The organism is Paraflavitalea devenefica, assembly GCF_011759375.1.
GTDB classification, from domain to species: domain Bacteria; phylum Bacteroidota; class Bacteroidia; order Chitinophagales; family Chitinophagaceae; genus Paraflavitalea; species Paraflavitalea devenefica.
Genome location: NZ_JAARML010000001.1, coordinates 433,777 through 453,397, shown reverse-complemented (window position 1 = coordinate 453,397; position 19,621 = coordinate 433,777). Strand labels below are relative to the sequence as shown.

Below are 19,621 nucleotides of genomic sequence, written 5' to 3'. Positions count from 1 at the left end.
AGACTTCTGACTTCAGATCTCCGCCAGCCTGAACACTTCTTTCTGCCGTATACCCCTTTCTGTCCCTTGAAGGGTACAGCATTCGTTGACCGGATCATGTTCAAAAAAGAGGATATAATCATTCTCCAGCGCTTCCTGCAGGAATTGTTTCTTTTCCAGTAGCGTGGTCAGGGGAAACATATCATAGGCCATTACATAGGGCAGGGGGATATGTCCGGTAGAAGGCAGCAGGTCGGCCATAAAAACGAGCGTACGGTCCTTATAAAGGATCTGCGGCAGCATCATCGCATCGGTATGCCCGTTCACAAAACGGATGGAAATATGCTCAGTAAAAGAAATGCCGTTGGTAGGCTCTACAAACTTTAACTGCCCGCTCTGTTCTATCGGTAATATATTTTCTTTCAGGAATGAAGCTTTCTCCCGTTCATTGGGTTGGGTAGCCCATTCCCAGTGTTTCAGGTTACTCCAGTATACAGCATTCTTAAAAGCAGGTACCAGTTGATCTCCTTCCCGTACAATACTGCCGCCGCAATGATCAAAATGCAGGTGGGTAAGGAATACATCTGTTATATCGTTCCGGTCAATGCCCAGCTTATGGAGGGATGCATCCAGCGAATCATCGCCATGCAGGTAATAATGTCCCATGAATTTGGCATCCTGTTTATTACCGATGCCATTGTCTACCAGTATCAGCCGGTTGCCTTCCTCGATCAGCAGACAGCGCATGGCCCAACTGCATAGATTGTTTTCATCTGCCGGGTTCAGTTTGTTCCAGATGCTCTTGGGCACCACGCCAAACATCGCGCCGCCGTCCAGCTTAAAATTGCCGGTATGGATCGTGTATAACTTCATGACTACAAGGTATTCATTATAACCGGATCTGCGCCTTTCTTTGCTTGTGGGCAGTATAGAAAAGCATTAACAGTCCCAACACAAAAAATACAACCAGGATCAATACGGAGTTCCGCATGCCACCATGATGTTCTGTAAAGTCTTCAATAATACCAAAGCTGAACAGCCCGATCACAATAGCCAGCTTTTCCGTCACATCATAAAAGCTAAAGAAGGATGCCGTATCCTTGGTTTCAGGCATCAGTTTGGCGTAGGTAGAGCGGCTCATGGATTGTATACCACCCATTACCAGGCCTACTAGTGCAGCCAGTATATAAAAATGAATCTCGGTAGTAATGAAATAAGCCGTCAGGCATACTCCTATCCATAATACCACTGTTGCGATCAGCACCCTTATATTACCATACCGGACAGACAGACGCGACATGCCTATAGCGCCTATGATTGCCACCAACTGTATGATCACTGCTGTAATGATCAGTTTTGTGTCTTCCAGGTGTAATATTTTAATGCCAAAATCTATAGCTATCAGCATCACTGTTTGTACACCCATACTATACAGGAAAAAGGCAGCCAGGAAATTGCGAAGTACCGGCATTGCTTTGATCTGTTTCCAGACGATCTGCAATTCATGAAAACCATTTGCCAATACATTCTTTCTTGCCTTTCGCTCAGATTTATTACTCTCCGGCAGTGCTTTAAAAGTGATCTGGGCAAACGCGATCCACCAGACGCCTACAAGTAAGAAAGTAAGTTTAAGCGGTAATGGACTATCTGGTATGGCCAATACAAGCCCAAAGCCGACAAGCTGCATCAATACACTGCCAACATATCCAAAAGAATATCCCTTGGCGCTCACCCGGTCCCTGTCTTGCTCGGCAGCTATTTCCGGTAAATAGGAGTTATAAAATACCTGGCTGCCATAAAAACCAATGCCGGCAAACATAAAGCATAGTAACCCCAGCGTTACATTGTCCTTATCGAAAAAGAACATAATTGAGCAGCTCAATGCACCCATATAACAGAAAAAGCGCATGAAATTCTTTTTACTGCCCCGGTAATCCGCCATTGATGAAAGAATGGGAGAAAGCAATGCAATCAATAAAAAGCCGAAAGCAAGGACATAATCTTTCAGTGCTGTATTGACAAAATGCCTTCCCAGGAATGGCACACCATCCGGAAAGTTTTTAGTCGAAGTAACAAAGGCATAATAGGCAGGGAAGAAAGTCGTCGTAATAACCAGGTTGTACACCGAATTGGCCCAGTCATACATGGCCCATCCGTTGATCACCTTTTTGGAAGCTGTTTGCATGGCAGAAGGGTTTATAACATGTTTGTCACCACACCTCAGGGGCCTGCTACTCTGTAATCACCTGGGTAAAGATCAGGATCAGCAATACAATACCGGCAATAATGCGGTACCAGCCGAATAAACGGAAACCACGTTTCTGTAAAAAGCCAATAAAAAAACGGATGGCCAGCATGGCCACCACGAAAGCAACAATATTACCTACAATAAAAGCATACAAATTATCGGATGAGCTCAGGAGAAGCTCATATCCTTTTTGTGCCGTGCCGGAACCATCCCAGTCTTTTACAAACAGGGAATAGCCGCTGGCCGCACACATCGTAGGCACCGCCAGGAAAAAGGAGAATTCTGCCGCCAACTTCCTGCTCAGCTTTTGTTGCATGCCACCAATAATTGTAGCGGCACTGCGGCTTACGCCCGGTATCATCGCCACGCACTGCCACAGGCCAACAGCAAAAGCTTTCCCATTGCTGATGTCCGGCTCGGTCTCAATCCGCTGGCCGGCCTGCTGGTTAAAGATCTTATCAACAAACAACAGGAAAACGCCCCCCACCAGCAGCGAGATGGCTACCGTGGTCGGACTTTCCAGTAAAGCATCAATCTTATCAGAGAATAAGGCGCCTAACGCAATAGCGGGTATCACCGCAATGATCAGTTTCACATAAAACTGCCAGCGTTTAAAGTCGAAAAACTTCTTCCAATACAGGACTACCACGGCGAGAATAGCGCCCAACTGGACCGCTACTTCAAATAACTTGGTAAACTCCTGTTTGTGAATATCCATCAGGCTGCTGGCGATGATCATATGCCCGGTGGAAGAGATGGGGAGATATTCAGTAATGCCTTCTACTATAGCGATGATAATAGCCTCAAATATGCTCATGGAAGAACTTGATTATTTCCCAATTAACTTTTCGGTTTCCGGAAAATAGCAAATACTTCAATGCCCAGTCCGAGCAGAATAAGGATGGGAGCTACGGTAATACGTCTTACGCTATATACCTCATCATTGGTAAATACATTGGGGTCCTTGCTATTGCCGCCGGCCATCAGGAGCAGGCCCAGTAACATCACTGCCAGTCCGGCAACAATCCAGATATAATTCTCTTTACCAAAGAGGGTAGAGGAAGTTTGCTTTTTATCAGTCGTTAACTTTTCAGCCATTATCCAATACAATTAGGGCTGCAATATAGTAAATAAGCTCAAAGGCACAAGTTTCTGGCAAACAGGCTCGTACCCTTGCTTGTCTGTAAGCTGAATGGCCGATTGATCCCGCAAGCTTGCGGGACCGATTCACGATTAATACAGGTCGTCCAGCTTCATTTTCAGGTACTTCACCACACTCCGGTAAGTACTGAACAGGGAAATACTGATGCCCAGGATCACCAGGAAGGCGAACAGCAAGGCCATCTTGCCATTATCGCGCAGGTCGCGCAGGTAGGGCAGGAAATACTCGCTCAGCATCATCACCACGTAAATGATCGCAATGGCCATAATGGCGGAAATGGTGCCGTTAACAATGGCCCGTACCGTCATGGGGCGGGCGATAAAGCCGCGGGTGGCTCCTACCATTTGCATGGTCTTGATAATAAACCGGTTACTATACATGGCCAGGCGGATCGTATTATCGATCAGTACAATGGAGAAGATGCAGAAAATACCTGCCAGGATAGCGAAAACGATCAGCCCTACCCGTACCGAAGAGCTCATCTTTTCGATCACAAAAGCGGGGTATTGTACGCTTTCCACGACCATCGACTGCTTTTCCAGGTCGGTCTTAATAGTGGTCACACTGTCTTTATGTACGTAATTAGTCTTCAGGTTCAGGTCAAAAGAGGCCGGCAGGGGGTTCTCGTCCAGCAGCTCTTTAAAATCGTTCTCACCGCTCTTCAGCCAGCGCTGTTTGGCGGTTTCCTTATCAATATATTCGTAAGATTTTGTATATGGCTGCGCGGCGATATAGGTCTTTAAAGTCTCCACGTCCTGCGGGGTGATATTCTTGCGCAGGAATATCTGCACCTTCACATCTTCCTTCATCTCCTCCGTATATTGCCGGGCATTAAGCAGTAACCAGCCGAAAATGCCCACAAAGAACAATACAATGGTTACCCCGAGGATAGCCATAAAATAAGAGGGTTTTGAACGCCTGGCTGATCCTTTTCCTAATTGCGCCATGAAACAATCATTTTGATGGGTTAGTTAATAAACCGATAACGGCAAAAATAGCAGTTTTATCCCGCTTAAGCCGGATAATCCGTATTTTTGACGCCCTACTAACGGATGCGGAGCCGGAAAAATTTTTCGGGGTAACGCCTTTTAACGTTTCCTCAACGAATATAAAAGTAGCGACGCCCCGGAGTGCCAGCCCTGGTGCAAGGGGTACAAGAATAATACCATTAAAAAAATCTGAATCGTAACGGAGAGATATATGGAATATAAATTCAGCCAGATAGAGAAGAAATGGCAACAGATCTGGAAAGAGACCAACGCATACAAGGTGAGCAATACAAGTGACCGGCCCAAATACTATGTGCTGGATATGTTCCCTTACCCCAGTGGGGCAGGCCTCCACGTAGGCCATCCGCTCGGCTACATTGCCAGCGACATCTTTGCCCGTTATAAGAGGCTCAAAGGCTTCAACGTACTACACCCCATGGGCTATGACGCCTTTGGTCTTCCGGCCGAACAATATGCCATAGACCATGGTATTCACCCCGCCGTAGCCACGGATGCCAATATCAACAACTTCCGCCGGCAGTTGGACAACATCGGCTTTTGTTTCGATTGGGACCGGGAAATAAAGACTTCCGATCCTTCCTATTATAAATGGACCCAATGGATCTTCCTGCAGCTCTTCCATAGCTGGTTCAACCGGAAAACGAAGAAGGCAGAACCCATTGCCCAATTAATAAAGCAGTTTGAAAAGGAAGGCAATGTCAGCCATCCCTGTCCCGGCGATTCCTCTATCCGGTTTACCGAGCAATTATGGGTAAGCTTTGATGAGCGCCAGCAAATGGACATATTAATGGAATACCGCCTGGCCTATTGTGGCTTTGGGGAAGTGAACTGGTGCGAAGCATTGGGCACGGTACTGGCCAATGATGAAGTAGTGAATGGCGTAAGTGAACGCGGCGGCTTTCCCGTGGTGAGAAAAAAGCTGCGCCAGTGGTACCTGCGCATTACGGAATATGCCGATCGCCTCCTGGAAGGACTGGAGCAGGTTGACTTCAGCGATGCCATGAAGGAAATGCAAAGCAACTGGATCGGCAAAAGCTACGGCGCTGAGATCACCTTTGCGTTTAAACCCGCAAACGCCCCACTCGCCACTCGCCACTCGCCACTCACCGTCTATACCACCCGCCCCGATACCATCTTCGGCGTAGACTTTATGGTCATTGCGCCCGAACATGAATTGATTGACCAGATCACTACGCCCGTTCAGAAACAGGCGGTGGAGGATTATATCGCCTATGTAAAGAGCCGCAGTGAGCGGGAGCGCATGGCCGAGAAAAAGATCTCCGGTGTATTCACCGGCGCCTATGTGCTCAATCCTTTCGATCAGCGCGAGATCCCGGTATGGATCTCTGAATATGTATTGGCGGGATATGGTACCGGTGCCATCATGGCCGTGCCTTGTGGCGATGAGCGTGACCATAAATTTGCCAACCACTTCGGTATATCCATCACCAACATCATCGGCAGCCATTACAATGGCGAAGAGGCCAACCCTACCAAGGATGCCATCCTGGAGAACTCTGGTTTCCTCAACGGACTGGTGATGCGCCAGGCCATGGAAGTAGCCAGCAATAAACTGGAGGAGCTGGGCATCGGCATCCGGAAAGTCAACTATAAAATGCGGGATGCCGCTTTCAGTCGCCAGCGTTACTGGGGTGAACCATTCCCCATTGCCTGGAAAGAAGGCGTGGCTTATCCTTTATCCGAAAGTGAATTGCCGGTATTATTGCCGCACCTGGATGAAATAAAGCCTGGTCAGGAAGGTGAGGGGCCATTGAGTAACCTGCCTGAGTGGATCAACTCCTCCCCCATTGGCGGACAAAGGGAAAGCTCTACCATGCCCGGTTATGCCGGCAGTAGCTGGTACTTCCTGCGGTATATGGACCCGCATAATGACAACACCTTCTGCGACCGTAAAGCCAGTGATTACTGGGGCCAGGTAGACCTGTACATCGGTGGTACCGAACATGCTGTAGGTCACCTGCTCTATAGCCGCATGTGGACCAAGGCCCTCTATGACCTTGGTTACATTGGTCATGATGAGCCTTATAAAAAACTGGTGAACCAGGGAAAGATTGGTGGTGATTCCAGGCTGATATACCGCCTGCGTGGCACCAATCAGTTTATATCAGCCGGTTTGAAAGACCAGTATGAAACAGATGAACTGCATGTGGATGTTTCCATTGTGGATGGCTATGTGCTGGACCAGGAAGCATTCAAACAATCAAGGGCAGAATATGAAACGGCTTCCTTCATCCTGGAGGATGGCAAATACATCTGTGGCTCACGCCTGGAGAAAATGAGCAAACGTTACTTCAATGTGGTGAACCCGGATGATATTGTAGATAAATACGGCGCTGATACCTTCCGCATGTATGAAATGTTCCTCGGACCGGTAGAGCAGGACAAACCCTGGGATACCAAAGGTATTGAGGGTGTACACCGCTTCCTGAAAAAGCTATGGCGTTTGTTCTATGATGAAATGAAAGGGCAGGTATGGAATACAGCAGCGCCTACGGATGCAGAGTTAAAAGTATTGCACAAGGCTATCAAGCGGGCAGAGGAAGATACCGAAAGGTTCTCTTTCAATACGGCCGTGAGCTCCTTCATGATCTGTGTGAATGATCTTTCTGAAATGAAGTGCCACAAAAAGGATATCCTGCAGCCTTTACTCATATTGCTTACGCCTTATGCACCACACGTGTGCGAAGAGTTGTGGCATTTACTCGGAAATGACTCCGCCATCCTGGATGCTGCCTATCCGAAATTTGAACCCAAATACCTGGTAGAAAGCAACAAGGAATACCCCATTTCTGTGAATGGTAAACTGCGTACTACCATCAACATCGCATTGGATGCGCCGCAGGAAGACGTGGAGAAAATCGTACTTTCCAATGATGTCATCCAGAAATGGATGGAAGGCAAGCCACACAAAAAGATCATCTATGTGAAGGGGAAGATGGTGAATGTGGTAGTTTAAGGTTGTTTAATCAATCTTATCAAGGCACTGCTGTTTTCATCAGCATACAGTCTTGCTTCATAGCGTTTCTTGCCTACAATGGCTACCATGAAAGAAGTATTGGGCGGAATGGAGCCCAGGTTCTCAGCTACCATCACCAGTTCATTGTCATTGGCCAGTTCATCCGCATCCAGGAAAATAGTATAAGGCTGATCGGTAAGGCGGATATTCTTAAAGATGAGCTTCTTGTTCAGGAATAGAGCAATAGAGTCGCCATCCACCTGTGCATTGTCATAAAAGCGCAGCTCAATCTTCTTGCTGGTAACAGGGATCACTGTTTGCAGCTTATTGGTACGGGCCGTGAACTTATCTTCCGGTGTAATAGGATTGCTCACCTTCTTCTCTGCAGGTACAACCGGCGCAGGCGCTTTCACCTTGGGGGCAGCTACCGTTACCGGTGCTGTGGCAGGGACGGTCGTAGCCGGTATCTCTCTTTCCGGTACCTCTTGTTCCATAGGTGGCGGGGCAAAAGATAGCCGTGCTATGCTGTCAATAATATCCGGGTGATTGGCGCCTACCAGGTAATTATCAATCACAAAATCCCATTCATCGGTGAAGGTGGGGCTGGTAATCTTCTCCAGCGCTACTGGTCCTTTGGGTACGTCTTTGTGGTCGCGCTCGGTACTGCTGCCATCCAGCAGCATCTTATCTTCCCCCGGACAGTTAAAATCTGCCACGCTCAGTACCGGCTCTTTGGAGGAGCCAAACAGCCCACCGGATGCTTTGTCTTCCAGCAAGGCTTCATCCCACCAAACCACGTCATTGGTTTGTCCATCAAAATACCCACGCACGGCATAGCGCCGGTAATGGTTCTTAGAGGTATAATAGTAAGCGGTGCCCAGCAGGCTGTCGCCTTTCTTCACCAGCTTCAGTTCTGTACGCACATTACCGGTCTTTCCCTTCCAGGCGCCTGTAATGGTTTGTGACAGAGCAGGTTGCCTGACCAACAAAAATGTTGCTGCCAAACAACACAGCGGAATAGTGATAGTTTTCAAATGGTTATTGTTGGATGATACCTGTAAAAACGCACTCCACACATGAATATTTTACCTTAAGTTTCTTTTAACGAATGGCATAACCAAGGTGGGCCGCCCCGTACAACGGGGGCGACTCACCTTTAATCTGAACAATGCATCCGCTGCATTGTTTTTTTTAGGAAATTAGTACCTATGGCTTACCCAACGATAGAGCTGATAGAGGGGCTGCGCAAAGCCGCTGCCACGTTGCGTGACGGTGCTTATTATGCCTGGGGACATCATGGCGCCTGTAACTGCGGGCATCTGCTGCAGGCCACTACACAGTTGAGCAAAGAAGAGATACGCGCCTATGCCCATACTGGCCCGGGTGAGTGGACAGAGATTGCCCAGGAAGCCTGCTCTGTGACCGGCGCTCCCATCACCTTGTTGCTGACTAAACTGGAACAGTTAGGACTAACACCTACCGATATCCATCATGTGGAATACCTCGAAGACAGGGAAGTGTTGAAGCAATTGCCTGGCGGCTTTCGCTGGCTGAAAAGAAATAACCGGGAAGAGGTGATTCTGTATTTTGAAACCATGGCCAATATGCTGGAAGATAAGCTGGCGGCCCGTGTATCCATCCCGTATGGTCAGTTATTTGAACAGCCTGTGGCTGTAACATTCATGTAGCGCTCATGTAATGCAAAATAAAACGGTGAGCACCTTTTGAAGAAAGGCTCACCGTTTGCTTTATTACACCATGTTCGTTTTCAATTCATGCACTTCTGTCTTCCTCGTTGCCTGAATGCCTCACTGCCTGGTTGCCTTTCTTAAAACCCTTTCTTCGGTCCTTTCTTAATCTCTTCCAGCATCTCTTTCACGGCCCTTTCCAGTTGCTGGTCTTTACCTTTCAGCACATCCTTATAATTATTGGCCAGCTTAATATCCGGCTCCAGTTGCAGGTTCTCGGTGGGGCGCTTCTCTTTACCAATAGTAGCTACCATAGGAATGCCAAACACCAGGGTCGGGTCGATCTGTGTTTCCCACCATACCGCTGTACCAGTACCCGGCACGGGCATACCGATCAGTTTGCCCAGGTCAAGACTCTTATAAGCGTATGGGAACAGGAAGGCATCAGAATAATTGCTTTCACTCATCAGCACACAGGAGGGATTGCTCCATTTATTGCGTGGCTCGCCCGAAGTGGGTGTTACGCCCTGTGGTGAGAAATCCATATACTTCTTACCGCCCAGGAAAGTCACCAGGTCATCATGCAGCCAGCCGCCACCATTAAAACGGGTGTCTACGATCAGCGCTTCTTTGATGGCATTCTTGCCCAGCACATCTTCATACACCGTGCGGAAGCTGCCATCATTCATGCCCTGCACATGTACATAACCTACCTTACCGCCGGAGAGCTCATCTACCTTCTTACGCATGATCTTTACCCAGCGTGCATACAGTAGCCCCTGCTCTTCCTGCTGTGCAATAGGCTTCAGGGTTTCTTCCCAGCGCTCTTTTGTAGCGGGATTGTACAGGTTCAGCAAAACATTCTTACCAGCTTTGCGGTTCAGTAACTTGTTCCAATCCATATTCTCTGTGATGGTTTCCCCATCAATCTTTTCAATCACGGTGCCTACTGCAATCTTTGTCTTGGCATTCAGTAAGGGGCCGCCTTCTACTACTTCCATCACCTTCACACCCGCGCCATCATAGGTTTCATCATACAGCAATCCCAGGCTGGCAGTCGCATCGGTATTCACCTGTGGAGGGGCATAGCGTCCACCAGTATGGGAAGCATTCAGTTCGCCTAGTAGCTCACTCAGCAATTCCTGGTAATCATAATTATTATTGATGTAGGGCAGGAATTTCTCGTAAGTGGTTTTATACAGCTTCCAGTCTGTGCCCTGTAACTTGGGATCATAGAATTTCTTCATCACCTGGCGCCAGGCATGTTCAAAAATATAGGTCCTTTCTGCTGCGGCATTCAGGATCATCTCACCATTCACAGTAACCGGGGTAACCCGGCCAGCCTCCGCATCCACCTTCATAATGCGGCCATCACTTACTACAAACAGGCTCTTGCCATCCTTGGAAATATCCATACCTGCGGGGCCGCCATCCAGCTTGGTAAGGATCTTGGTTTCGCGCGTGCGGGTATTGGTAAGCCATAGGTCATACCCCTTTTCCACCCGGGCCAGGTAATACAGTTTCTCTCCATCGGAGGATAATATATAATCGGAGATATTGCCGGAATTGATCGTAAGCCTTTCCTTACGGTTGTCGAGGTTCTCAAACAGCGGCTGCCAGTCTTTTTCCTTTTTGGCAATGGCAGCTTGTAAAGCAGAATCCTTCTTTTCTTTCTTTTCATTTTCCTCTTTCTCCTTCAGCAAGGCATAATCATCTTTGCTCAGTTTGAAGCGGTCATACAGTTCCTGGTCAAAGAACATAGCGTATATATCCACCTCCCGGGCGCCCTGGAAGGCCAGTGGTTTCTTACCATCACGGTCGGTTAGCCACAGCAGCACTTTTCCGTTATAGCCCCATTTGCCGCCAAAGTCGGAGAAGCCGCTTTCCGTCACATTCTTTCTTTCACCGCTGCCATCTGCTTTCATCAGGGCTATCTCTGCCGTGGTCCAGCGCCCTTCAGCCGAATTGAAGGCGATCCACTTGCCATCCGGTGACCATTTGTAACCCTGGTCACCATCTGCATAAGAAAAGTTAACGCCCTTGGGTACAATCGTACGGCTCTTTTTGGAAGCGATATTGTACACCTTCACAACATTCCTTTCTTCCAGGTAAGCTACTTCTTTACCATCCGGGGAAATCACCGGCTGAAACTCTTCTGCTTCTGTAGCGATCAGCGGTTCTTCTTTCAATACCGTGGAGGCATAGAAATAAGGCTCTTCTTTTCTGTCAATCGTGGTGCGGTAAATATCCCAGCTATTGCCCCGCTCGGCGGCATAAATGAGCGAACGGCCATCGGGGGTAAATTCCACCGTGCGTTCCTGTTGCGGTGTATTGGTAATACGCTTGGTAATGCCACCTTCCACAGAAGTCACAAATACCTCCCCGCGTACTATGAAGGCAATCTCTTTCCCATTGGGCGATAAAGCCGTTTGGGTAACGCCGGTATTGATGGGAATGATCTTTTCTATATTGGTGCGTCCATCCGTATTAATGCGGATAGCTACCTTCTTTGGCTGATCGCCTTCTTTCAGGGTATAAATCTCGCCATCATACGAAAAGCAAAGCGTGTTGTCATTGGCGCGGGAGAGGTGACGTACAGGGTGGTCTTTAAAGGTTGTCAACTGCTGCTCCGCGATCTTTGTTTTAACGGGCGCTTTATAAATATTCTGGCTATTGCCATTCTTTTCGCTCAGGTAATAAAAAGACTGGTCATCGGCAGAAAAGAGTGGCTCACGGTCTTCACCGGCAAAGCCCGATACCTGCTGGTAGTCATCCTTCTTCACATCATAGATCCAGATATCCCGCGTCACGGCAGAAGTATGGTGTTTGCGCCAGGCATCCTCATAACCTTTCCTGTCCTGGAATACCAGTTGATCTCCTTTACTATTGAAACGGGCAAATTCTGAACCGGCCGACAGGAACATCACAGATCGTCCGCCTGTAACCGGTACCTCATACAATTTCTGGAATAAGCCACGCTGGGGAAAACGTACGCTGGTATAAATATCATTCCTGTTGGTGCCAAAGATCACCTTCTTGCCATCGGGTGTAAAGTCATACGGATAATCATTGGCCGAATGATACGTGAGGCGGGTGGCTTCACCGCCGGCAGCCGGCATCACATACACATCAAAATTACCATAACGGTCACTGGCAAAGGCAATATACTTGCCATCACGGCTCCATACCGGCATAAAATCATGCGCTTCATGTAAAGTTAAGGCAACGGCATCGCCACCGGTGGCGGGCACCTTATACAGGTCGCCTTTATAACTGAACACGATCGTTTTGCCATCCGGCGATAAGGCGGGGTATCTCAACCAAAGTGGTGAGGATTGGCGGGCCACTGTTATCTGCCCGATAGTCAGCAGAAACAGTGCGAACAGGTATTTATTCATAAAAATGTGTGTTTTTGTAATCCGAGGTTGATTTAAAGGTAGCAAACCGGGATATTTGCAGGAGGCGGGAATGCATAAAAGGCGGCAAATTGCTTATAAACGGCAGTACCGGAGACCTGACAGGTTTCGCTTACGACGCAAACAAAACCTGTCAGGTCTTGAAACAGTAGTAACAATCTTTTCAAAATCCTCTATATGCCCTCTGTATTTGAAAATACGATTCGTAAATATCAGTCTACTTTTCATCCGGTAGTGCCCGTTGATCCTGCAAAGGATAAACTATTGCTGCTCGACTTTACAGAAAAGAATACAGAGCTTACGAGTAATATCATCAGCGATACGGCCAGCTTTTCAGCCTACATCAACCGTAAACTGCAGGCTGCTGATTGCCGGCTGGGTATTGGTGGTTACAATGAGCACAGGACCGTGTACAACCGCAGCGCTTTATTTGATGCAGCAGTACCTGGTGAAGAGCCCCGCCGCCTGCACATCGGTACAGATATCTGGGGCGCAGCCGGTACACCGGTGTATGCTTTTATGGGAGGCATGGTGCATAGCTTTGCTTTTAATGACCATTTTGGCGATTATGGCGCTACCATGATCCTGCTGCACCAGTTGGATGGATTGCCTTTTTATACCTTATACGGCCATGTTAGCCTGAAGGATATTCAGAAACTTTCCAGCGGACAATATATTTCCATCGGGCAAAAGATCGCCCATTTTGGGGAGCCTGCAGAGAATGGCCACTGGCCGCCTCACCTGCATTTCCAGATCATACTGGACATGGAATTAAAAGAAGGGGATTATCCGGGTGTATGTAAATATTCCGAAAGACAAAAATACCTGGGCAACTGCCCCGACCCGGAACTGATACTTCAACTGAAGCGTTATACCAAAAAGCCATAAGGTCCTTCACTACATCAGAGCAACGCTTTTACGATCTCTTCCCATTCCTGTTCCAATGAATGGCCGGGCATGCGCTTATTGGCTTTATTGTACCAGTAATTGGCATTAAAAACATCGCCTTCCTTGCGGTGCAGGTAGGCATGGATCCAGGAAGCTGTTTTATCAGGTACATCCTGTATAATCTCATGGGAAGCGTCCCAGTCGCCTTTGGCATCATACCACAGTGATTTTAAGTAAACGCTTATTCCCGGTGGTGGTGTGGCATGGGTGATGCTGGCATAAAACTGATCGTAGTTCATAGTGTTTCAAAGATACAAAAACAAAGAAGTGATACCTTTCCTTGGAGAAGCAAGGGAAAGGTGTCACCTCTTATTGCCAATTCATGTAATTCGCTTAATTCGCATTATAGGCCGCTGCAAACGTCTTTGCAAAATCATCCAGCTTTACCTTTCCCAATGGTTGCTTGTGCTTCCAATAATCTTCAAACATAATACCGTTATCAATAGCATGTCCCATTTCAATATAGTTGTCGGCAAGGTCCTCGGTCAGGCCAGCTTGTAACATGCCTGCTTTGGCCTGGTCGTCGGGGAACTTAACCCAGGGAAGGTCTGGCTTGCCAATGGCTTTGCCCAGTGCGGAGGCAATGGCGTCTGTACCTACTTCATCACTGACGATATACCGTACCTGGTGACCTTTAAAATCCAGCTTCAGGAGTTCTTCCGCCGCCACTGCAGCAATATCACTCGTATCAACGATCGGGAACTTGTTGGCAGCCACACTAAAATTGCCACCTGCAATGCCAGCCTGTTTGATCAACCCGATATTGGCAAAGAGGTTATAATAGAAATAGGACGGGCGAAGGTGCAGGACATTGGTGCCGGGTAAAGTGCGTAATGACTGTTCTACCCGGTACAGGCCGCTTACGGGACCTACGCCTTCGGGGAGGTGGGCGCCGATACTGCTGAGTTGTACCACGTACTTGATATTGGCGGCTTTAAGCGCTGCTGTAAAGTTTTTGCCCGTTTGCTCCAGTGTTGCTTTTACAGCAGTATTGGTATAATCGGGCGGGTTCATAACGTATACCGCATCTGCTCCCGCAAAGGCGGTGGTCAGGAAGGCAACATCGTTTACAGAGCCAATCGCTGCTTTAGCCCCCTTATTGACTAATTCCTGCAGGTTGGCGGCATTGCGCCCGATGACTGTTACCTGGTGGCCTGCTGCCAGTAATGCTTCTGCCAGGGGCTTTGAAATGTGGCCTGCGCCACCTGTAATTACGTACTTCATAATAGTTGATTTAAAATAATTGTTGTGTTAGGCTTATTTGTATGTACAAGTATTGGTATAAAAAAAATTACTCACCCAGTTTATCGGCCAGGCAGGCCATATTCTTCACCATGCGCTTACTTTCTTCTTTGCCAAGGATATAGGTGTAGTTTTCAATAAAATGGTCCAGGCATTCCTGTAGTTTGGGATATAGTTCTTTGGCTTGGGCGGTAGGGTACACCTTGGTAAGCTTGCCTTCTGTGCTACGGGTTACCAATCCTTTATCCTCCAGCTTCTCAATGAGCCGGGTAATGGTAGAAGGGGTCAGGATCAATTGTTCACTCAGGGCCGTCGGTTGTATGCCTGGCTCTTCGATGGCCAGCATCAGCAGATAAGCGTGACTGGGCGACAGGTCTACCTTCTTCCAGCTTTCCATAGCCAGCTTCTCTATCCTGCGCCCCAGGGCATTGGCTACGAAGTACATGCAATGGCGGTATTTGCTTTCCGAAGGTTTCATTGACAAGACAAAGGTAGGGGCTCTTATTTGTATATGCAAATATATTTTTAATATCCCCATTGAGTTACTCTTAGGCCGGTTTCCTTTAAGGCTGGTTAAGGGCATCTTTGTTGATAAGCTGTATTTAGCCTACTTATAAAATGCTTATTAGTCGTAGATATCCCGCCTTTATATAAAGACAGCTTATCTACGGCTTATCTACGAGATATATACGGGATATCTACGGCTTATTCCCAAATATGGACACAAGAGAGGCATAACAAACCTGCTGGTAATCCCAAAGTGGAGTAATTCAATGCGAAGACTGATACAAGGAATTGAAAATAAGAGAGGATCAGAGAGTCAGGAACCTGTTTATAAAATCCAACAACTGTTTTTGCTGGGCAGCCGCATAGCGGGCGCTTAATTCCTGCATTTGCCCGGCCGTTTGAATATAAGGGGCGGTTACCAGCTCCTCCTGCCCATATTTTGCCATTTGCTGTACCAGGCTGGGGGTGGCTTCCATATGAAATTGTAATCCTGCCACCTGCTCATTTAGGAGGAAGCCCTGGTTAGGACAAATGGAGGTAGCAAATAAATGTACTGCGCCGGCTGGCAGGTCGAAAGTGTCACCATGCCAATGGAAGGTGATGAACTCATCAGGCAGCGTTTCGGTGAGCGGCAAAGTTTTTTCATTGATGATCTTGCGGATGGGCCACCAGCCAATTTCTTTTTGGGCATTGGGGTATACTTTGGCGCCCGATACTTCGGCAATAAGCTGTGCACCGAGGCAGATGCCCAATACTTTTTTACCGGCAGCGATCACTTCTTTTATAAAGGCTTTTTCTGTTGCCAGCCATGCGTATTTATCTTCTTCATATACACCCATAGGGCCGCCCATGATGATCAGCAGGTCTATATTGTCAGCAGCAGGAAAGGGATCTCCTTCAAATATTTTGGTGTAGCTGATCGTGTGTTGCTGTGCTGTAGCCCATTCCAGTAAATAGCCCGGCGTTTCAAAGTGTACGTGTTGTATAAAATGTACGTGCATGGTATTACTGCCTTACTTTTGTGTAGATTTACAAAGTTGACCGAAAAGCATGTCCAATCCAAACTTAAATACAGAAAGAAATTCCTTATCTGCCGCTGATAAAGAGTTCGAAAATAATATCCGTCCCACAGAAATAGAAGACTTCGCCGGGCAGGGACAAATTATTGAGAACCTTAAAATATTTATCAAAGCAGCCAAGCTGCGTGGTGAGGCATTGGACCATGTGTTATTTCATGGCCCTCCGGGATTGGGCAAAACCACGTTGAGCCGTATTGTGGCCAATGAGCTGGGCGTGAATATCAAAGAAACTTCCGGGCCTGTTATTGAAAAGCCGGGTGATCTGGCCGGACTGCTCACCAACCTGGAGCCCAATGATGTATTGTTCATTGATGAAATTCACCGGCTGAGTACGGTGGTGGAAGAATACCTGTATGCTGCGATGGAAGATTACCGGCTGGATATTATGATTGACAGCGGTCCCAATGCACGAAGCATACAGATTAACCTCAATCCCTTTACGCTGGTAGGCGCTACTACGCGCAGCGGCCTGCTCACGGCGCCCTTATTATCCCGCTTCGCGATCAAATCACGACTGGAATATTATACGGCCGAGGTGCTGCAAAGGATCATTACACGGGCAGCCGGCATTCTGCATGTGAAGATCACTTCCGATGCTGCTTTTGAAATTGCCCGCCGCAGCCGCGGCACGCCCCGAATTGGCAATGGCCTCTTACGCCGCGTAAGGGATTTTGCACAGGTATTGAGCAATGGTGTTATTGACCTGGCCATTACACAACACGCCCTGCGGGCATTGAATGTGGATGAATATGGTTTGGATGAAATGGATAATCGTATACTACTCACCATCATTGATAAATTCAAAGGCGGCCCGGTAGGCATCACCACCATCGCTACAGCGGTGGGTGAAGAAACGGGTACGCTGGAAGAAGTGTATGAACCTTTTCTAATACAGGAAGGTTTTATCAAGCGCACGCCCCGCGGCCGCGAAGTAACGCCCAAAGCTTATGAACATTTAGGACGTAAGCATGGTGGCAGCGGCGAACATTTACTGTTTTAATCAAAAAATTAAATTGGCCGGTTCTAATTCCATAAGTGGTACCCTTTTTGTTAATCTTCTGTTCTGTTAATTACCTACCCAATGACCCCTGCCAGATTGCATTAACCTTTATTGATTAGTGTTATGAGTGTATTGAAGTCCATCGTGTGTCTTGGGGTACTGTCCTTTTGTGTCCATACCGTAGCCGGCCAATATTATTTTTATGATGATGAGCGGATCGAGCCTGCTGTATTGTGGGAAGCAGGCGTCTCAGCCGGTGTTATGAACTGCTTTACTGATCTTGGTGGAAGAAAAGGATTGGGTAAAGGATTCATTAAAGACCTTAACGGGCGGCAGTTTAACTTTGCCGGTGGTATTTATGCAGGCGCCTTGTATAAACAAACCATCGGTGGCCGGCTGGAAGCCACCTTCGGCAGGGTGAGCGCTTCGGATAAAATATTAAATGGTGATCAGTCTGCTGCTAAATCCCGCTACCAGCGCAACCTGCATTTCCGCAGCCGTATATCAGAAGTAGCCTTACTGGCGGAGTTCCATCCTCTTACGCTGTTTCAATCATTGGCTAAGGAAGCTCCGCGCTTTTCACCTTATATAATGGGTGGAGTGGGTGTGTTTAATTTCAATCCGGAAGCATATATCAACGGTAGCTGGGTAGCCTTGCAACCGCTGCATACAGAAGGGCAGGGTTTTCGGGAGTATCCCGACAGAAGACCTTACCGGCTTACGCAGGTTAATTTCCCCTTGGGTATCGGTGTTAAATATGAAATATCGGCCTTGCTGAATGCCCGGGTAGAGATCATGCACCGGATATTGCAAACGGATTACCTCGATGATGTGAGCCGGCAATATATTGACCCTGCCCTGTTTTCGGAAAATCTGTCGCATGGGGCTGCGGAGCTGGCGGCGCAACTGGCCGACAGAAGGCAGGAACTTGATCCCTCCATAGTGACCCAGGAAGGAGGCATAAGAGGCGATCCCAAACACAATGACTCCTATTTCACCATCCAGTTCAAGTTCAGTCTCTCTATAGGAAGGGTAAAAAGAAAGTATTAACGCATCAACAATAAATCCCGCCTTGTGGGCGGGACTTATGTATTTGTTGAGGTATGTACTGCGGAATTATATGGTAGGTGCTACCAGCCGGAAGCCATTACCGTGAATGTTGACGATCTCTATTTTATCATCTTCCTTCAGGTATTTGCGCAGCTTGGCAATGTACACGTCCATGCTTCGTCCGTTGAAATAAGTATCGCTGCCCCATATTTTCTTCAATGCCTGCTCACGGGGCAACAGGTCATTCATGTGCTCGGACAGCATTTTCAGCAATTCATTTTCTTTGGGCGACAAAGTCTGTGTTTTGCCGTTATGGCTCAGTTCACGGAGCTTGGGATTGAAGTGATAACTGCCGAGGTCGAACTCTTTGTTTTCCTGTTCACGGGTTACCTCTTCATTTCTTTTCATGATGGCTTTTATCTTCAATAACAGTACCTCGCTGTCGAATGGCTTGGTAATGTAATCATCGGCACCCAACTTATAGCCCTGGATGATGTCTTCCTTCATGGTTTTGGCACTGAGGAAGAACAAGGGGATATCCGGATCAATATCACGGATCTCCTCCGCAAGGGTAAATCCGTCCATGTGAGGCATCATAATGTCGAGCAGGCAAAGCTCAAATTTCTCTCGCTGGAAAGCGGCCAGTCCGAGGCGGCCATCACGTTCCAGGGTCACATCGAAATCATTTAATTCCAGGTAATTCTTTAGTACACTGCCCAGGTTCTGATCGTCTTCACACAACAAGATTTTAGGTTTCTTTCCTTCCATTGTTAGGTAGATTTAGTTCGATAGTGTAAATAAAATTAAATCATTTGCTATAACCGACAAGTGGCGTGTAATATTTTGTTAATAAATGGGGGAGAGGGGGTAATTTTGCCCTTTAAGATCATTCTTATGCGACTGACGAACGATAATACTTTTAAGAAGCTGATTGTAATAGGCGACCGGGTATTAATACGGCCTTCCAAAGCCAATGAACGCACAGAAAGTGGTTTGTACCTGCCTCCCGGGGTACAGGAAAAGGAGAAGGTGCAGCAGGGATATGTGATTAAAACAGGACCTGGCTATGCTATTCCCATGCCAGTGGAAGATGAATCGTGGAAAGGGCATGAAGAACAGGTGAAGTATATTCCCCTGCAGGCAAGGGAGGGCGACCTGGCCGTGTTCCTGCTCAGCGGAGCGACGGAAGTATTGTACGAGAATGAGAAATATTATATCGTACCCCAGAGTGCGATCCTGATGCTGGAAAGGGAAGAGGAGATGTGAGGGAAGGACGGCAATCGGCAGTCGGCAATCAGCAATGCGCTTGCTTCGA

18 protein-coding genes are annotated in these 19,621 nt (G+C 47.7%); 6 read left to right on the top strand and 12 right to left on the bottom strand.

Annotation, left to right across the window (positions count from 1 at the left end; translation table 11 throughout):
• Positions 1 to 12: 12 nt before the first annotated feature.
• The 5 genes from HB364_RS01730 to HB364_RS01710 form a co-directional block, all read right to left on the bottom strand.
• Entirely contained in the window at positions 13 to 852 is an 840-nt protein-coding gene (locus HB364_RS01730) for an MBL fold metallo-hydrolase (RefSeq protein ID WP_167286172.1), read from the bottom strand.
• A 16-nt stretch (positions 853 to 868) separates the two neighbouring features.
• Complete coding sequence (locus HB364_RS01725; RefSeq protein ID WP_167286171.1) at positions 869 to 2,164, bottom strand: MFS transporter; 1,296 nt, start codon at positions 2,162 to 2,164, stop codon at positions 869 to 871.
• 46 nt (positions 2,165 to 2,210) lie between these two features.
• On the bottom strand, positions 2,211 to 3,044 hold the full coding sequence (locus tag HB364_RS01720) for an undecaprenyl-diphosphate phosphatase (RefSeq protein ID WP_167286170.1): 834 nt from the start codon (positions 3,042 to 3,044) through the stop codon (positions 2,211 to 2,213).
• A 23-nt stretch (positions 3,045 to 3,067) separates the two neighbouring features.
• Positions 3,068 to 3,325, bottom strand: coding sequence for a DUF3098 domain-containing protein (locus tag HB364_RS01715; protein WP_167286169.1), 258 nt, complete (start codon positions 3,323 to 3,325; stop codon positions 3,068 to 3,070).
• 135 nt (positions 3,326 to 3,460) lie between these two features.
• Positions 3,461 to 4,336 carry a cell division protein FtsX gene (locus HB364_RS01710; protein ID WP_167286168.1) on the bottom strand — a complete coding sequence of 292 codons (876 nt, stop codon included), beginning with the start codon at positions 4,334 to 4,336 and terminating at the stop codon, positions 3,461 to 3,463.
• A gap of 253 nt (positions 4,337 to 4,589) precedes the next feature.
• Here HB364_RS01710 and leuS point away from each other — a divergent pair, with 253 nt between their 5' ends.
• On the top strand, positions 4,590 to 7,376 hold the full coding sequence (leuS, locus tag HB364_RS01705; protein WP_167286167.1) for a leucine--tRNA ligase: 2,787 nt from the start codon (positions 4,590 to 4,592) through the stop codon (positions 7,374 to 7,376).
• Here leuS and HB364_RS01700 read toward each other — a convergent pair.
• On the bottom strand, positions 7,373 to 8,380 hold the full coding sequence (locus HB364_RS01700; protein WP_167286166.1) for a hypothetical protein: 1,008 nt from the start codon (positions 8,378 to 8,380) through the stop codon (positions 7,373 to 7,375). The genes leuS and HB364_RS01700 overlap by 4 nt on opposite strands.
• A gap of 204 nt (positions 8,381 to 8,584) precedes the next feature.
• On the opposite strand from HB364_RS01700, the gene HB364_RS01695 reads away from it, so the two are divergent.
• On the top strand, positions 8,585 to 9,064 hold the full coding sequence (locus tag HB364_RS01695; RefSeq protein ID WP_208419831.1) for a hypothetical protein: 480 nt from the start codon (positions 8,585 to 8,587) through the stop codon (positions 9,062 to 9,064).
• Between the two features lie 140 nt (positions 9,065 to 9,204).
• On the opposite strand, the gene HB364_RS01690 is transcribed toward HB364_RS01695, so the two are convergent.
• Positions 9,205 to 12,462 carry a S41 family peptidase gene (locus tag HB364_RS01690; protein ID WP_167286165.1) on the bottom strand — a complete coding sequence of 1,086 codons (3,258 nt, stop codon included), beginning with the start codon at positions 12,460 to 12,462 and terminating at the stop codon, positions 9,205 to 9,207.
• A 195-nt stretch (positions 12,463 to 12,657) separates the two neighbouring features.
• On the opposite strand from HB364_RS01690, the gene HB364_RS01685 reads away from it, so the two are divergent.
• Entirely contained in the window at positions 12,658 to 13,368 is a 711-nt protein-coding gene (locus HB364_RS01685) for a peptidoglycan DD-metalloendopeptidase family protein (protein WP_167286164.1), read from the top strand.
• A gap of 14 nt (positions 13,369 to 13,382) precedes the next feature.
• Here HB364_RS01685 and HB364_RS01680 read toward each other — a convergent pair whose 3' ends face one another.
• The 4 genes from HB364_RS01680 to HB364_RS01665 form a co-directional block, all read right to left on the bottom strand.
• Entirely contained in the window at positions 13,383 to 13,667 is a 285-nt protein-coding gene (locus tag HB364_RS01680; RefSeq protein WP_167286163.1) for a hypothetical protein, read from the bottom strand.
• 94 nt (positions 13,668 to 13,761) lie between these two features.
• Positions 13,762 to 14,652, bottom strand: a complete 891-nt coding sequence (locus HB364_RS01675; RefSeq protein ID WP_167286162.1) for an NAD(P)H-binding protein — start codon at positions 14,650 to 14,652, stop codon at positions 13,762 to 13,764.
• Positions 14,653 to 14,719: 67 nt separating this feature from the next.
• Positions 14,720 to 15,148: a MarR family winged helix-turn-helix transcriptional regulator gene (locus HB364_RS01670; RefSeq protein ID WP_167286161.1), complete on the bottom strand. Its 429-nt coding sequence runs from the start codon at positions 15,146 to 15,148 to the stop codon at positions 14,720 to 14,722.
• 334 nt (positions 15,149 to 15,482) lie between these two features.
• Positions 15,483 to 16,178, bottom strand: a complete 696-nt coding sequence (locus tag HB364_RS01665; protein WP_167286160.1) for a type 1 glutamine amidotransferase — start codon at positions 16,176 to 16,178, stop codon at positions 15,483 to 15,485.
• 49 nt (positions 16,179 to 16,227) lie between these two features.
• Between HB364_RS01665 and ruvB the strand changes: the two genes are divergently transcribed.
• Both ruvB and HB364_RS01655 read left to right on the top strand, forming a co-directional pair.
• On the top strand, positions 16,228 to 17,256 hold the full coding sequence (gene ruvB / locus HB364_RS01660; RefSeq protein WP_167286159.1) for a Holliday junction branch migration DNA helicase RuvB: 1,029 nt from the start codon (positions 16,228 to 16,230) through the stop codon (positions 17,254 to 17,256).
• Positions 17,257 to 17,379: 123 nt separating this feature from the next.
• Positions 17,380 to 18,306: a hypothetical protein gene (locus HB364_RS01655; protein WP_167286158.1), complete on the top strand. Its 927-nt coding sequence runs from the start codon at positions 17,380 to 17,382 to the stop codon at positions 18,304 to 18,306.
• A 66-nt stretch (positions 18,307 to 18,372) separates the two neighbouring features.
• Here the strand turns inward: HB364_RS01655 and HB364_RS01650 are convergent, their stop codons facing one another.
• Positions 18,373 to 19,074 carry a response regulator transcription factor gene (locus HB364_RS01650; protein ID WP_167286157.1) on the bottom strand — a complete coding sequence of 234 codons (702 nt, stop codon included), beginning with the start codon at positions 19,072 to 19,074 and terminating at the stop codon, positions 18,373 to 18,375.
• A gap of 126 nt (positions 19,075 to 19,200) precedes the next feature.
• Here HB364_RS01650 and HB364_RS01645 point away from each other — a divergent pair, with 126 nt between their 5' ends.
• The gene (locus HB364_RS01645) at positions 19,201 to 19,572 is read left to right on the top strand and encodes a co-chaperone GroES (protein WP_167286156.1); all 372 of its coding nucleotides are present in this window, start codon (positions 19,201 to 19,203) and stop codon (positions 19,570 to 19,572) included.
• Positions 19,573 to 19,621 lie beyond the last annotated feature (49 nt).

Coding starts and splice junctions, on each gene's coding strand:
- HB364_RS01730 (WP_167286172.1), bottom strand. CDS start 852: ATGAAGTTATACACGATCCATACCGGCAATTTTAAGCTGGACGGCGGC.
- HB364_RS01725 (WP_167286171.1), bottom strand. CDS start 2,164: ATGCAAACAGCTTCCAAAAAGGTGATCAACGGATGGGCCATGTATGAC.
- HB364_RS01720 (WP_167286170.1), bottom strand. CDS start 3,044: ATGAGCATATTTGAGGCTATTATCATCGCTATAGTAGAAGGCATTACT.
- HB364_RS01715 (WP_167286169.1), bottom strand. CDS start 3,325: ATGGCTGAAAAGTTAACGACTGATAAAAAGCAAACTTCCTCTACCCTC.
- HB364_RS01710 (WP_167286168.1), bottom strand. CDS start 4,336: ATGGCGCAATTAGGAAAAGGATCAGCCAGGCGTTCAAAACCCTCTTAT.
- leuS (WP_167286167.1), top strand. CDS start 4,590: ATGGAATATAAATTCAGCCAGATAGAGAAGAAATGGCAACAGATCTGG.
- HB364_RS01695 (WP_208419831.1), top strand. CDS start 8,585: ATGGCTTACCCAACGATAGAGCTGATAGAGGGGCTGCGCAAAGCCGCT.
- HB364_RS01690 (WP_167286165.1), bottom strand. CDS start 12,462: ATGAATAAATACCTGTTCGCACTGTTTCTGCTGACTATCGGGCAGATA.
- HB364_RS01685 (WP_167286164.1), top strand. CDS start 12,658: ATGCCCTCTGTATTTGAAAATACGATTCGTAAATATCAGTCTACTTTT.
- HB364_RS01680 (WP_167286163.1), bottom strand. CDS start 13,667: ATGAACTACGATCAGTTTTATGCCAGCATCACCCATGCCACACCACCA.
- HB364_RS01675 (WP_167286162.1), bottom strand. CDS start 14,652: ATGAAGTACGTAATTACAGGTGGCGCAGGCCACATTTCAAAGCCCCTG.
- HB364_RS01670 (WP_167286161.1), bottom strand. CDS start 15,148: ATGAAACCTTCGGAAAGCAAATACCGCCATTGCATGTACTTCGTAGCC.
- HB364_RS01665 (WP_167286160.1), bottom strand. CDS start 16,178: ATGCACGTACATTTTATACAACACGTACACTTTGAAACGCCGGGCTAT.
- ruvB (WP_167286159.1), top strand. CDS start 16,228: ATGTCCAATCCAAACTTAAATACAGAAAGAAATTCCTTATCTGCCGCT.
- HB364_RS01655 (WP_167286158.1), top strand. CDS start 17,380: ATGAGTGTATTGAAGTCCATCGTGTGTCTTGGGGTACTGTCCTTTTGT.
- HB364_RS01650 (WP_167286157.1), bottom strand. CDS start 19,074: ATGGAAGGAAAGAAACCTAAAATCTTGTTGTGTGAAGACGATCAGAAC.
- HB364_RS01645 (WP_167286156.1), top strand. CDS start 19,201: ATGCGACTGACGAACGATAATACTTTTAAGAAGCTGATTGTAATAGGC.